The organism is Kitasatospora mediocidica KCTC 9733 (genome assembly GCF_000744225.1).
Taxonomy (GTDB): Bacteria; Actinomycetota; Actinomycetes; order Streptomycetales; family Streptomycetaceae; genus Kitasatospora; species Kitasatospora mediocidica.
Genome location: NZ_JQLN01000005.1, coordinates 249,845 through 264,393, shown reverse-complemented (window position 1 = coordinate 264,393; position 14,549 = coordinate 249,845). Strand labels below are relative to the sequence as shown.

8 protein-coding genes are annotated in these 14,549 nt (G+C 72.1%); all 8 read left to right on the top strand.

The features are described from left to right. Positions 1-10: 10 nt before the first annotated feature. The 8 genes from gatB to serA all read left to right on the top strand — a co-directional run bounded on the left by gatB (position 11) and on the right by serA (position 14,508). The gene (gene gatB, locus BS80_RS15300) at positions 11-1,522 is read left to right on the top strand and encodes an Asp-tRNA(Asn)/Glu-tRNA(Gln) amidotransferase subunit GatB (RefSeq protein ID WP_035797828.1); all 1,512 of its coding nucleotides are present in this window, start codon (positions 11-13) and stop codon (positions 1,520-1,522) included. A 239-nt stretch (positions 1,523-1,761) separates the two neighbouring features. Continuing rightward, on the top strand, positions 1,762-1,986 hold the full coding sequence (locus BS80_RS15295) for a hypothetical protein (protein ID WP_035797826.1): 225 nt from the start codon (positions 1,762-1,764) through the stop codon (positions 1,984-1,986). Between the two features lie 245 nt (positions 1,987-2,231). Beyond that, on the top strand, positions 2,232-5,345 hold the full coding sequence (locus BS80_RS15290; protein ID WP_232246607.1) for a helix-turn-helix transcriptional regulator: 3,114 nt from the start codon (positions 2,232-2,234) through the stop codon (positions 5,343-5,345). Positions 5,346-5,830: 485 nt separating this feature from the next. Further along, on the top strand, positions 5,831-8,860 hold the full coding sequence (locus BS80_RS15285; protein WP_051967101.1) for a putative bifunctional diguanylate cyclase/phosphodiesterase: 3,030 nt from the start codon (positions 5,831-5,833) through the stop codon (positions 8,858-8,860). 250 nt (positions 8,861-9,110) lie between these two features. Then, positions 9,111-10,964: an acetolactate synthase large subunit gene (locus BS80_RS15280; protein ID WP_035797822.1), complete on the top strand. Its 1,854-nt coding sequence runs from the start codon at positions 9,111-9,113 to the stop codon at positions 10,962-10,964. 27 nt (positions 10,965-10,991) lie between these two features. Continuing rightward, complete coding sequence (gene ilvN, locus BS80_RS15275) at positions 10,992-11,516, top strand: acetolactate synthase small subunit (RefSeq protein ID WP_035797820.1); 525 nt, start codon at positions 10,992-10,994, stop codon at positions 11,514-11,516. Positions 11,517-11,629: 113 nt separating this feature from the next. Next, on the top strand, positions 11,630-12,625 hold the full coding sequence (gene ilvC / locus BS80_RS15270) for a ketol-acid reductoisomerase (protein WP_035797819.1): 996 nt from the start codon (positions 11,630-11,632) through the stop codon (positions 12,623-12,625). 290 nt (positions 12,626-12,915) lie between these two features. Further along, on the top strand, positions 12,916-14,508 hold the full coding sequence (gene serA, locus BS80_RS15265) for a phosphoglycerate dehydrogenase (RefSeq protein ID WP_035801297.1): 1,593 nt from the start codon (positions 12,916-12,918) through the stop codon (positions 14,506-14,508). The last annotated feature ends 41 nt before the right edge of the window (positions 14,509-14,549 follow it).

Sequence of the window (14,549 nt, the reverse complement as noted above, 5' to 3'; positions counted from 1 at the left end):
AGGGGACGCTGTGAGCGTCATGAACCTGGTCTCCTACGACGACGCACTCGCCTCCTACGACCCGGTGATGGGCCTGGAGGTCCATGTCGAGCTGGGCACCAAGACGAAGATGTTCTGCGGCTGCTCGACCACCCTCGGGGCCGAGCCGAACAGCCAGACCTGCCCGACCTGCCTCGGCCTGCCCGGTTCGCTGCCGGTGGTCAACGCGATCGGCGTGGAGTCGGCCGTCAAGATCGGCCTGGCGCTGAACTGCGAGATCGCCGAGTGGTGCCGGTTCGCCCGGAAGAACTACTTCTACCCGGACATGCCGAAGAACTTCCAGACCTCGCAGTACGACGAGCCGATCGCCTTCAACGGCTACCTCGACGTGCAGCTGGAGGACGGCGAGATCTTCCGGGTCGAGATCGAGCGCGCCCACATGGAGGAGGACACCGGCAAGTCCTCGCACATCGGCGGCGCGACCGGCCGGATCCACGGCGCCTCGCACTCGCTGCTCGACTACAACCGGGCCGGCATTCCGCTGATCGAGATCGTCACCAAGCCGATCGAGGGCGCCGGCGTCCGGGCGCCCGAGGTCGCCAAGGCGTACGTCGCCGAGCTGCGTGAGCTGATCAAGGCGCTGGGCGTCTCCGAGGCCCGGATGGACAAGGGCCAGATGCGCTGCGACGTCAACCTGTCGCTGCGCCCGCACGGCCGGGAGAAGTTCGGCACCCGCTCGGAGACCAAGAACGTCAACTCGCTGCGCTCGGTCGAGCGGGCCGCCCGCTACGAGATCATGCGGCACGCCACCGTCCTGGACGACGGCGGGACGATCGTCCAGGAGACCCGGCACTTCCACGAGGAGGACGGCTCCACCACGGCCGGCCGGATCAAGGACAACGCCGAGGACTACCGCTACTTCCCCGAGCCGGACCTGGTGCCGATCGCCCCGGCCCGCGCCTGGGTGGAGGAGCTGCGCGCCGCGCTGCCCGAGCTGCCGCGGGTGCGCCGCGCCCGGCTGCAGGGCGAGTGGGGCCTGTCCGACAAGGACATGCAGTCGGTGCTCAACGCCGGTGCGGTGCAGCCGATCCTGGAGACCATCGCGGCCGGCGCCCCCGCCGACCAGGCCCGCAAGTGGTGGATGGGCGAGCTGGCCCGTCGCTCCAACGAGACCGGCACCGACCTGTCCGAGCAGCCGATCACGCCGGCCCAGGTGGCCCGGGTGTGCGCGCTGGTTGCGGAGGGCAAGCTGAACGACAAGCTGGCCCGCCAGGTCATCGAGGGCGTGCTGGCCGGCGAGGGCGAGCCGGACGAGGTGGTCGCCAAGCGCGGCCTCGCGGTCGTCTCGGACGACTCCGCGCTCGGCGCGGCGGTCGACCAGGCCATCGCGGAGAACGCCGCCATCGCGGACAAGATCCGCGACGGCAAGGTCGCGGCAGTCGGTGCGCTGGTCGGCGCGGTCATGAAGACCACCCGCGGCCAGGCCGACGCGGCCCGTGTGAAGGATCTGATCCTGGAGCGGCTTGCCGCGGAAGGACAGTAGGCACAGCCTGGAGAGGCTCGGCGCCGCATAAGGCGCCTTAGACCCGCGCATCCAGATCACCGGTGGCCACCCCTCCTTAGGGGTGGCCACCGGCGCTTTCCGGGCGGTCTAAGGACCTGACGCCCCGGAAGATGCGGCATGCTGCCGATGCCCGGCACCCCCCTGGGGGAGGAGGCTCTTACCAGGACGACGGACCGGCCGCGAGAGGCCGGGAAGCGTCCCGGAACAGGGGATCCAGCATGAACGAGTACGAGCTCTACCGTCAGCGCAACGCCGAGCTTCGCGAGATCGCCGCCCACGAGCGGCTGGTCACCGAGGCCCGCAGCGCCAACCGGGCGGCCCGGCACGCCGACCGCCCGCAGGGCGTCAGCGGCCGCGCCGGAGCGCTGCGCCGCCTGGCCGCCGGCGGGTGGCGCTCCGCCGTCCACAGCGACCGGGCCGCCGCCGGCCTGCGCGAGTGCTGACGCACCGGGAACGTCCCGGCGCCACGAGGGGAGCGTCGGGAGACGAGGGGAGGGACGCCACCGGCGCCCTCCCTTCGGGCCTTTCCGAGCTGGCCGCAGGGCCCGTCGCCGAACCCGCGCCTGAGGCCGTACCTGAGGCCGCCTCAGCGCCCGCCTCAGCGCCCGCCGCGCAGGCCGGCGCAGCGCCGGAGGTAATCGCTCGGCCGCTGTCGGGTCCCTGTGGCATGCTCAGCGCCGTGGATCAGATGTCGGTCAGTCCCGTGTTCGTCGGCCGTGGCAGCGAGACTGCCACCCTGTTGGCCGCGCTGCGCCGTGCGTCGGCGGGCCGGCCGCAGGCACTGCTGATCGGTGGCGAGGCCGGCGTCGGCAAGACCCGTCTGCTGGAGGAGTTCCTCTGCGCGGCCGAGAACGCGGCCGAGAGCGCCACCGAAGCCGCCGCCGAGGGTGCCGCTGGGGGCACAGCCCCGAACGACGCCGTCGTCACCATGCTCGGCGGCTGCCTGGAGGTCGGTGCCGAGGGGCTGCCGTACGCCCCGCTGGTGACCGCGATGCGCCGCCTGTACCGCCGGCTGGGCCCCGAGCTGCGGCAGGCCGCCACCGGCATGGAGGGCCATCTCTCCCGGCTGCTCCCCGAGTTCGGCGACGTGGACACCGAGCCCAATGACGAATACGGCCGGGCCCGGCTCTTCGAGCACATCGCCCGGCTCTTCGAGCGGCTCAGCGCTGAGCGCACGCTCGTGCTGGCGATCGAGGACCTGCACTGGTCCGACCGCTCCACCCGCGAACTGCTGGCCTACCTGATCAGCACCCTGCAACGGTCCCGGGTGCTGATTCTGGCCACCTATCGCACCGACGACCTGCACCGCCGCCACCCGCTGCGGCCCTTCCTCGCCGAGCTGGAACGCCAGCGCACCGTGCGGCGGCTGGAGCTGGACCGGTTCGGCTGTAAGGAGGTGGCCGCCCAGCTGGCCGGTATCCTGCGCGTCGAGACCCCGGACCGCCAACTGGTCAGGCGGATCCACCAGCGCTCGGAGGGCAACCCGTTCTTCGTCGAGGAGCTGGCCTGCTCCCACCAGTGCGGCGGTTCGGTGGGCCTGAGCGAATCGCTGCGCGACATCCTGCTGGTCCGCGTCGAGGCGCTGCCCGAGGAGACCCAACGGGTGCTCAGGATCGCGGCCGAGGGCGGTTCCCGGGTCGAGCACGAGCTGCTGGCGGCCGTCCTGGACGGGCCGGAGGACGCGCTGAACGACGCGCTGCGCACGGCCGTCGGTGCCAACATCCTCCAGCTGGACAAGGACGGCGAGGGCTACCGCTTCCGCCACGCGCTGGTCCGCGAGGCGGTCTCGGACGACCTGCTGCCGGGTGAGCGCAACCGCATCAACCGCCGCTTCGCCGCCGCCCTGGAGGCCGATCCCGGCCTGGTCCAGCGCGACGAGCGCCCGGCCCGGCTGGCCAACTACTGGTACCAGGCGCACGATCCGGCCCGCGCGCTGCCCACCGCGCTGGACGCGGCCCGGGCGGCCCGGCGCCGCAACGCCTTCGCCGAGCAGCTGAGCCTGCTGGAGCGGGCCGTCGAACTCTGGGACGAGGTCGACGAGGAGACCCTGCGCACCACCCTGCGCCCGCACGACTGGGCCGAGACCTACCCGCCCTGCTGCTGTCCCGCGGGCGGCTGCGGCGCCGAGTGCGACCGGCTGCGGCTGGTCGACGTGCTGGCCGAGGCCGTCGTGGCGGCCCGCCGCTCGGGCGACCGCGAGCGCGGGCTCAGCCTCGCCAAGCGCGGGCTCAAGCAGGTGGACGAGAACGAGAACCCGCTGCGCAGCGCCTGGTTCCGGATGCACCGCTCCCGGCTGCTGGGCCACCTCAACCGGGCCGGCAGCCTGGAGGAACTGGCGCACGCCCATCGGCTGGTGGAGAACCGTCCACCGTCCGCCGTGCAGGCGGAGGTGTTCGCGATGGGCGCCTCGATGAGCATGCTGCGGCTGGCCGGCGAGGCGGACGTCGCACTCGCCGAGCGGGCCGTGGAGATAGCCCTGGAGGTCGGCGCGAAGAGCGTCGAGCTGCACGCGCGGATGACGCTGGGCACGCTGTACAACGACTTCGGCGAACCCGAGCGGGGTATCGCCTCGCTGCGTGCGGCCGTCGCGGGCGCCCGTGAGCTCGGCGTCCCCGAGCTGCTCACCCGGGGCCTGAACAACCTGGCCAGCATGCTGGCGCATCTCGGCCAGGCCGAGGAGGCCACCGAGCTGGCCCGCGAGGGCCTGGAGGTGGCCGGCCGGCTCGGCCTGCTCCGCAACACCGGGGCGATCCTGGCCGGGAACCTCGCCGAGTGCCTGCTCCTGATCGGCAGCCCGGCGGACGCCGCCGAGCAGCTGGCCCGCTGGGAGGACGACGGCCGGGCCGAGAGCTATGACGAGTTCCTGTGCCGGGTCCGCGGCGAAGTCAGCTTCCTGGCGGGCGACTTCGCGCTGACCGCCGAAAACCTGGCGAAGGCCCGGCTGCACAGCAGGGACGACCAGCCGCAGCACGTGCTGCCCACCGCCCGGCTGGCGATCGACCTCGCGGGCCGCTCGGGGCGGCCGTTGGAGGCCCGTGCCGAGCTGCTGACGGCGCTCGACCGCCCGCTCTCCCCGCAGGGCGACTGCCGGCTGCTGCCGCTGCTGGCCAGGGCGGCCGCCGTCGAGGCGGACTCGCGCGGCCTGCCGTCGGCCGACCTCGGCCGGGCGCTGGTGCTGGAGCGGATCGCCGAGGTGCTCGGCCGCCAGCGGCCGGTGGTCCCGCTGCACGTCGGCTGGGCGCGGCTGGCCGAGGCCGAACTGGCCCGCGCGGACGGCCGGGACACCCCCGAGCACTGGGCCGCCGCGATCACCCCGCTGCGCACCACCGCACTGCCCTACCCGCTGGTGCTGGCGGTGCTCGGGGCGGGCCGGGCGGCCGCCTCGGCCGGGCGCCGGGAGGAGGCCGGGGAGCTGCTGCGGGAGGCCGCCGCCCTGGCGGCGCGGCGCGGCGACAGCGGTCTCGCCCTGGAGGTCGCCCGGCTGGCCGAGCGGGCCGGGGTGGCCCGCGCGCTGCCCGCGGCGTCCGAGGAGCCGCCGGCGCCGTCCGCCCGGGCGGAGTTCTCGCTGACACCGCGCGAGACGGACGTGCTGCGGCTGTTGGCGCAGGGCCGCACCAACCGGCAGATCGCCGAGGAGCTGTTCATCTCGCCCAAGACGGCGAGTGTGCATGTCTCCAACATCCTGGCGAAGCTGGAGGTTTCCGGCCGTGGTGAGGCGGCCGCCCTCGCGCACCGGCTGCACCTCTTCCCCGACGCAGCCGTCAACCCGGCCACCGACCGGTCTCACGCCCCGGCGCACTGACGCACGGAGCCCGGCGCGTTGGCGCACACGCCCCGGCGCGCGCGCTTCACCGCGTGCGCTACGGCCAACCGGGCCGATCTGGTGGAAGCGGGTGCATATCCCTACTCTCGGACCATTACTCTAAGTTGAGTGTGCGTGTCATTGAGTGACCGAAGTGGTGTACTGTCCCGACTGGGAGAACTGGTGCGGCGCGGCAGATGTCGAGTGTCCGCCCGCCTGGAGGACTCAGGCCGGCGGCCCGTCTGCGGACGGCGCAGTCGCAGTCCGGGCGGCGCCGAGGCGCGGGCCGGAGGGGGAGGTGCCGGGTGAACCCCGCCGAAGCCGTGCCGTCCAGCGTCGCCGCACCGCCGATCGGCCTGCTGCCGACAGCCGTGGTGCTGCCGCCCCCCGGCGCCGCCGTGGCCGGTGGTCCGCACGTCGCCGACCCCGCCGGTGAGCCGCCGAGCCGTTTCGCCCGCCCGCGCAGACTCGCGCGTGACCGGCGCCTGCCCGGCGTACTGGTCGCGTTGACCTGCCTCGCGTACGCGCTGGGCGCGGCCACCGGCTGGGGCTCCCAGGACGCCGCCGAGTTCATGGGCGACTTCGGCCTCGCCGGTGCCGCCCTGGCGGCGGCCCTCTCCTGCCTGGTGCACGGGTGCACGGTGTCCGGCCCGGCCCGCCCGGCCTGGCTGCTCTTCGGGCTCTCCTCCTGCACGGTCGCGCTGGGCAACGGCACCTGCGGCTGGTACGAGGTGGTGCTCCGGGTCGAGGTGCCGAGCAGGTCGCTGGCCGACTACGCCTTCCTGCTCTTCGCCCCCTTCGCGGTCGCCGGCCTGCTGGTGCTGGCCCAGCGCCCGCGCGGCGCGGCCGGCTGGTTCTGCCTGCTGCTGGACGGCTGGATGGTCGGCGGATCGCTCTTCACGCTGAGCTGGAGCCTGGCCCTGGGTCGCACCGCCGAGGGCGACGCCAGCCACCCGCTGGGCCTGGCGCTCAAGTTGGCCTACCCGGTGCTGGACATCCTGATGGTCTCGCTGGTGGTCGGCCTGCGGTTCCGCAGCCGGGACGGCAACCGGGTCGCGGTGCACACCGCGATGCTGAGCCTGGCCGTCACCGTGGTCTGCGACGCGTTCTTCACCTCGCCGACCGTGCAGAGCAGTTACCGCTCCGGCGGGATCCTGGACGCCGGCTGGTTCGCGGGCAGTCTGCTGCTCGCCTTCGCGCCCTGGTCGGCCTGCTGGCAGCGCCGGCACTCCAGCCGCCAGCACCCGTCGGCGGGCGGCACACCGCGCCGCCGGGTCGCCTCCACCTTCAGCGCGCTGACCCCGTACGCCGCCGCCTCGGTCTGTACGGCGGGCATCCTCTACAACGCCCTCGGGGGTCGCCCGATGGACCGGGTGGTAATCGTGGTGGCCTGCACCGTGGGGCTCGCGCTGATCGTGCGGCAGGGCATCATGCTGCTGGACAACCTCTCGCTGGCGCAGGAACTCGCCCAGAAGGAGGCGCACTTCCGCTCGCTGGTGCAGGGCTCCAGCGACGTGATCATGATCTCCGGGGCCAACGGCGTGCTCAGCTACGTCAGTCCGGCCGCGCTGGGGGTCTACAGCCGCGATCCGGAGGAGCTGGTCGGCGGCCGCCTGCTCGACCTGGTGCACCCGGAGGACGCCGACCGGGTGGTCGGCGAGGTCCGCCGGTTCCTGGCGCGCAGCAACCGCCCGGCCCGCCACCTGATCCACCCGCCGGCCCGCAGTGGCGAGCCGACCACCCGGGTCGAGTGCCGGATCCGCTCCGGCGACGGCGAGTGGCTGCACGTCGAGTCCACCGTCAACCGGTACCGCGACGGGCTGATCCTGAACAGCCGGGACGTCACCGAACGGGTGCGCCTGCAGGCCCAGTTGCAGCACAACGCGTTCCACGACCCGCTCACCGACCTGCCCAACCGGGCGCTCTTCGCCGAACGGCTGCGCGCCGCGCTGGCCGTCCGGGGCGCCGACGGAGCGCGCGAGCACTCCCGCGAGCACGCCCCCGAGTACCCGGGCGGCCACCGGCCCGAGGAGGTCGGCCCGGTGGCCGTGCTCTTCCTCGACCTGGACGGCTTCAAGGCGGTCAACGACACTGCCGGCCACCAGGTCGGCGACGAGCTGCTGGTCCAGGCGGCCCGCCGGCTGCAGAGCGTGGTCCGCTCCGGGGACACCGTGGCCCGCTTCGGCGGCGACGAGTTCGCCGCCCTGGTCTGCGGCCCGCGCGGTCGCGCGCAGGTCCAGGAGCTGGCCGACCGGCTGCGTCGGGCGCTCTCCGAGCCGTACTGGATCGGCGGGTCCGAGCTGGGGGTCGCCGCCAGCATCGGCATCGCCTTCGGTCCCGGCCCGGTGGGCGGTTCGGGGCGCTCCGGCCCGGCCCGGTCGGCCGACCAGCTGGCCGACGAGCTGATGCGCAACGCCGACCTGGCGATGTACCGGGCCAAGTCCCAGGGCAAGGGCCGGGTGGTGCTCTACAGCCCGGCGATGCGCGCCGACCTGGACCGTCGCAAGGAGCTGGACGAGCGGCTGCGGGTCGCGGTCCGCGAGGGCAGCTTCGCGCTGCTCCACCAGCCGCTGGTGGACCTGCGCACCGGCGCCGTCACCGGGGTCGAGGCACTGGCCCGCTGGCGTTCGGCGCAGGGGCTGCTGCTGACCCCGGTCGAGTTCCTGCGCAGCGCCGACCACGGCGACGCCGCCACCCGGTTCGCCCGCTGGCTGCTCCAGCAGACGGTGGCCGAGGCGGCCGTCCGGGCCGACGCGGGCCGGACCTTCGGCGGCCGTCCGGGATCGGGTGCCGTCCCGGTCTCGGTGCGGCTCTCGGCCGAGCGGCTCTGCTCGCCGGGTGTCTACGAGACCATCGCGGGCGCGCTGCGGGACACCGGCCTGCCCGCCGGGCAGCTGGTGGTCGAGCTGGCCCGGACCGGCCCGGACACCATGGCCGACGAGCTGGGCCGCCGGCTGGCCGCGCTGCGCCGGCTCGGCGTGGGCACGGCGGTGGCCGGCTTCGGCGCGGGCGGCGGTTCCCTCGGCGCGCTGGCCCGGCTGCCCTTCGACGCGCTGAAACTGGACCGCACGCTGGTCCAGGAGCTGTCCGACTCCCCGCGCAGCCGCGCGCTGGCCGGTCACGCGTTGCGCCTGGGTCGTGACCTGGGCCTGGTCACCGCGGCCGAGGGGGTGGACCAGCCCCGCCAGGTGACCGTCCTGCAGGAGCTCGGCTGCCGGCAGGGACAGGGGCTGGCCTTCGCCCAGCCGCTGGACGAGTACCGGTTGCGCCGGGCGCTCGCCCGGCGGCTGTACCCGCTGCCCCGGCCGGTCGGCGCGATGTCGGCTCGCCGGGCCTACCTGTCCGCCGCAGACACCCGTTCGGGTGGCCGTGCGGAGCCCGGACACGGCCGCCTCCCGAAGCACCACGGGTCGCTGGAGACCCCGGAGCACCGGGCGGTGGCCGGGCCGGGCGGGGGTCCGGGGGCCGGTCCCACCCCGGGTCCGCATGGCGAGACGGTGATCCCGCCCGCTTGACACTGACGGTGGCTCGGGAGGAAGGTCGGTGCCATGCGCACCCGAATTCTCGTACTTGGCGGGCGCGTCGGCTGAATCGGCCAGTAGGTCCGATTGAAGAGAAGCCGACGCGCCACCCCTCGCATGCCCTGGGCACGAGGGGTTTTTTGTTGCACTCGTACCGTTGGAACACCGTTGTACCGCCAGCTCGTTTCCCCTCAAAATGGGAGAAAGCGGACAGGCACCCGGCGACCTGAGAAGAGACAGGCAGATGACTGAGCACACGGCATCCCCCCGCCGCGGGGACCACCCGGCCGCCCCGTCCCAAGGCACCCCCGCGGTGGTCGAGACGATGACCGGGGCGCAGTCGCTCATCCGCTCGCTCGAGGCCGTCGGTGCGGAGACGATCTTCGGCATCCCGGGTGGAGCGATCCTGCCGGCCTACGACCCGCTGATGGACTCCGTCAAGGTCCGGCACATCCTGGTCCGGCACGAGCAGGGCGCCGGCCACGCGGCCACCGGCTACGCGCAGGCCACCGGCAAGGTCGGCGTCTGCATGGCGACCTCGGGCCCGGGTGCGACCAACCTGGTCACCCCGATCGCCGACGCCTACATGGACTCCGTCCCGATGGTCGCGATCACCGGCCAGGTGGCCTCCAAGGCGATCGGCACGGACGCCTTCCAGGAGGCGGACATCTGCGGCATCACGATGCCGATCACCAAGCACAACTTCCTGGTCACCAACCCGGCGGAGATCCCCCGGGTGATCGCGGAGGCCTTCCACATCGCCGCCACCGGTCGCCCCGGCCCGGTGCTGGTGGACATCGCCAAGGACGCGCTGCAGGCCACCACGGTCTTCCGCTGGCCGGTGGAGACCTCGCTGCCCGGCTACCGACCGGTCACCAAGCCGCACGCCAAGCAGATCCGCGAGGCCGCCAAGCTGCTGGTCACCGCCAAGCGCCCGGTGCTGTACGTCGGCGGCGGCGTGCTGAAGGCGGGGGCCACCGCCGAGCTGCGGATCCTGGCCGAGCTGACCGGCGCGCCGGTGGTCACCACGCTGATGGCGCTGGGCGCGTTCCCCGACAGCCACCCGCAGCACCTGGGCATGCCGGGCATGCACGGCAGCGTCCCGGCGGTCACCGCGCTGCAGAAGTCGGACCTGCTCTTCACTCTGGGCGCCCGCTTCGACGACCGGGTCACCGGCAAGCTGGACAGCTTCGCCCCGCTGGCCAAGGTCGTGCACGCGGACATCGACCCGGCCGAGATCGGCAAGAACCGTCCGGCGGACGTGCCGATCGTCGGTGACGCCCGCGAGGTGCTGGCCGACCTGATCGTCGCGGTGCAGACCGAGCACGAGGCCGGTCACCGTGGCGACTACACCGACTGGTGGGTCAAGCTCAACGACTGGAAGAAGACCTACCCGCTGGGCTACGAGCCCGCCCCCGAAGGCGAGTTGTCGCCGCAGCAGGTGATCGAGCGGATCGGTCAGCTGGTCGGCCCGGACGCCGTCTACGCGGCGGGCGTGGGCCAGCACCAGATGTGGGCCTCCCAGTTCATCAACTACGAGAAGCCGGCCACCTGGCTCAACTCCGGTGGCGCGGGCACCATGGGCTACGCGGTGCCGGCCGCGATGGGCGCCAAGGCGGGCCGTCCGGACCTCGCGGTCTGGGCGATCGACGGTGACGGCTGCTTCCAGATGACCAATCAGGAGCTGGTCACCTGCGCGCTGAACAACATCCCGATCAAGGTCGCCGTCATCAACAACGGCTCGCTGGGCATGGTCCGCCAGTGGCAGACGCTCTTCTACAACCAGCGCTACTCCAACACCGTGCTGCACTCCGGTCCGGAGCACGACGGCATCGCCAAGCCCGCACAGGGCACCCGGATCCCGGACTTCGTGCTGCTCTCCGAGGCGATGGGCTGCGTGGGTCTGCGCTGCGAGCGCCCGGAGGACCTGGACGCGGTGATCAAGCAGGCGATGGAGATCAACGACCGCCCGGTCGTGATCGACTTCATCGTCCACCAGGACGCCATGGTCTGGCCGATGGTCGCGGCCGGCACCAGCAACGACGAGATCCTCTTCGCCCGGGGCATCCGCCCCGACTTCGGCGACGACCTCGACTGACGGCCCCGACCACAAGAGAGATACGACATGTCCAAGCACACCCTCTCCGTCCTGGTCGAGAACAAGCCCGGCGTGCTCGCCCGCATCGCCGCGTTGTTCTCCCGTCGGGGCTTCAACATCGACTCGCTCGCCGTCGGCCCGACCGAGCACCCGGACATCTCCCGGATGACCATCGTGGTCAACGTCGAGGACCTCCCGCTGGAACAGGTCACCAAGCAGCTCAACAAGCTGATCAACGTGATAAAGATCGTCGAGCTCGACCAGTCCGCTGCGATCCAGCGGGAACTGGTCCTGGTCAAGGTCCGGGCGGACAACGAGACCCGGTCCCAGGTCGTCGAGATCGTGCAGCTCTTCCGCGCCAAGACCGTGGACGTGTCGCCGGACGCCGTGACCATCGAGGCGACCGGCAGCTCCGACAAGCTCGAAGCGATGCTGCGCATGCTGGAGCCCTACGGAATCAAGGAGCTCGTGCAGTCCGGTCTGGTGGCGATCGGGCGTGGTGCCCGTTCGATCACCGACCGCTCGCTGCGCGCGCTCGACCGCAGCGCCTGACCGCAGCGCCTGACCTGCGCGTCTCACACCCTGGCGCATCCCGCTCAACCCCCATCACCGCGCGTACGGTAGCCAGTGCACCTACGCGATATCACGCAAGGAGAAGTCCCACCGTGGCCGAGCTGTTCTACGAAGACGACGCCGATCTGTCCATCATCCAGGGCCGCAAGGTCGCGGTCATCGGCTACGGCAGCCAGGGCCACGCCCACGCGCTGTCGCTGCGGGACTCGGGCGTGGACGTCCGGGTCGGCCTCAAGGAGGGCTCCAAGTCCCGTGCGGCGGCCGAGGAGGCCGGGCTGCGCGTGGTCACCGCCGCCGAGGCGGCGGCCGAGGCCGACGTCATCATGATCCTGGTGCCGGACCCCATCCAGGCGGACGTCTACGAGGCCGACATCAAGCCGCACCTGAAGGCGGGCGACGCGCTCTTCTTCGGCCACGGCCTGAACATCCGCTTCGGTTTCATCAAGCCGCCGGCCGACGTCGACGTCTGCATGGTCGCCCCGAAGGGCCCCGGTCACCTGGTGCGCCGCCAGTACGAGGAGGGCCGCGGCGTTCCGTGCATCGTGGCCGTCGAGCAGGACGCCACCGGCAAGGCCTTCGCGCTGGCGCTGTCCTACGCCAAGGGCATCGGCGGCACCAAGGCGGGCGTCATCAAGACGACGTTCACCGAGGAGACCGAGACCGACCTCTTCGGTGAGCAGGCCGTGCTCTGCGGCGGTACCGCGGCGCTGGTGAAGGCCGGGTTCGAGACCCTGGTCGAGGCCGGTTACCAGCCGGAGATCGCCTACTTCGAGTGCATGCACGAGCTGAAGCTGATCGTCGACCTGATGTACGAGGGCGGCCTGGAGAAGATGCGCTGGTCGGTCTCCGAGACCGCCGAGTGGGGCGACTACGTCACCGGCCCGCGCATCATCACCGCCGACACCAAGGCTGAGATGAAGAAGGTCCTCGCCGAGATCCAGGACGGCACCTTCGCCAACACCTGGATCGCCGAGTACAAGGCCGGCCTGCCCAAGTACAACGCCTACAAGACCGCGGACTCCGAGCACCTGCTGGAGACCACCGGCAAGGAGCTGCGCAAGCTCATGAGCTGGGTCAAGGACGCCTGAAGCGTCGCACGAGCCTGAACCGCCAGGCTCGGCAACGGGGCAGGTCCGGGCCCGGACCTGCCCCGTCTGTACATCACGTCTGGTCCCGTGCGGGTGATTTCGCCGCACGGGCACAGGCAACGACCCGGTACGTCGATAGACTCCGAGTGCGCGTCAGGCCCACAGCGTCGTGCGTCTACCTACGCGGCATGCCACCATCCCCCACATTTCCGGCCGGCATCGTCGGCACGCCACCCACGTGCCCGGGGACCGGGGGAGCACCGGACAGTAAGGACACTGTCGTGAGCAACGTGACATCCAAGAACGCTGTTGTACTGATCGCCGAAGAGCTGTCGCCCGCCACCGTCGACGCCCTGGGCCCGGACTTCGAGGTCCGGCACTGTGACGGTGCGAACCGCACGGAACTGCTGACCGCCATCGCGGACGCCGACGCCATCCTGATCCGCTCCGCCACCAAGGTGGACGCCGAGGCGCTCGCCGTCGCGAAGAAGCTCAAGGTCGTGGCCCGCGCGGGCGTCGGGCTCGACAACGTCGACGTCGCCGCCGCCACCAAGGCCGGTGTGATGGTCGTCAACGCGCCGACCTCCAACATCGTCACCGCCGCCGAGCTCGCCTGCGGCCTGCTGATCTCGGTCGCCCGCAACATCGCGCCCGCCAACTCCGCTCTCAAGCAGGGCGAGTGGAAGCGCAACAAGTACACCGGCGTCGAGCTCTCCGAGAAGACCCTCGGTGTGGTGGGCCTGGGCCGGATCGGCGTCCTGGTCGCCCAGCGGATGTCCGCGTTCGGCATGAAGATCGTTGCCTACGACCCCTACATCCAGGCCGCCCGCGCGGCCCAGATGGGCGTCAAGCTGCTCTCCCTGGACGAGCTGCTGGAGGTGTCCGACTTCATCACCGTGCACCTCCCCAAGACCCCCGAGACGATCGGCCTGATCGGCGACGAGGCGCTGCACAAGGTCAAGCCGACCGTGCGCATCGTCAACGCCGCCCGCGGCGGCATCGTGGACGAGGCCGCCCTCGCCAGCGCCCTCAAGGAGGGCCGGGTGGCCGGCGCCGGCCTGGACGTCTACGCCAAGGAGCCGTGCACCGACTCCCCGCTCTTCACCTTCGACAACGTGGTCGCCACCCCGCACCTGGGCGCCTCCACCGACGAGGCGCAGGAGAAGGCCGGTATCGCGGTCGCCAAGTCGGTCCGTCTGGCGCTGGCCGGCGAGCTGGTACCGGACGCGGTCAACGTGCAGGGCGGCGTGATCGCCGAGGACGTCCGTCCGGGCCTGCCGCTGGCCGAGAAGCTCGGCCGGATCTTCACCGCGCTGGCCGGCGAGGTCGCCGTCCGGCTCGACGTCGAGGTCCGTGGCGAGATCACCCAGCATGACGTGAAGGTGCTCGAACTCGCGGCCCTCAAGGGCGTGTTCGAGGACGTCGTGGCCGAGACGGTGTCCTACGTGAACGCCCCGCTGTTCGCCCAGGAGCGCGGCGTCGAGGTCCGGCTGACCACCAGCAGCGAGAGCCCCGAGCACCGCAACGTGATCACCGTGCGCGGCACCCTGGCGGACGGCGGCGAGGTGGCCATCTCCGGCACGCTCTCCGGCCCGAAGCAGCAGCAGAAGATCGTCGGCGTGGACGCCTTCGACGTGGACGTCGCGCTCACCGACCACATGGCGTTCTTCAAGTACGAGGACCGCCCCGGCGTGGTCGGCACGCTCGGCCGGATCCTCGGCGACGCGGGCATCAACATCGCCGGCATGCAGGTCGCGCGGGACGGCGAGAGCAAGGACGCGCTGGCCTCGATCACCGTGGACAGCGAGATCTCCCAGGAGGTGCTGGCCGAGATCGCCGCCGAGATCGGGGCCAAGTTCGCCCGCGGAGTCGACCTCGGCTGACGCTTGCCGACACCCTGTCAGCAGCCCTCTTCGCCTGTTGT

What these genes read in the sequence shown, in the direction of transcription:
- BS80_RS15295 (WP_035797826.1), top strand. Translation starts at nt 1,762, where the DNA reads ATGAACGAGTACGAGCTCTACCGTCAGCGCAACGCCGAGCTTCGCGAG.
- BS80_RS15290 (WP_232246607.1), top strand. Translation starts at nt 2,232, where the DNA reads ATGTCGGTCAGTCCCGTGTTCGTCGGCCGTGGCAGCGAGACTGCCACC.
- BS80_RS15280 (WP_035797822.1), top strand. Translation starts at nt 9,111, where the DNA reads ATGACTGAGCACACGGCATCCCCCCGCCGCGGGGACCACCCGGCCGCC.
- ilvN (WP_035797820.1), top strand. Translation starts at nt 10,992, where the DNA reads ATGTCCAAGCACACCCTCTCCGTCCTGGTCGAGAACAAGCCCGGCGTG.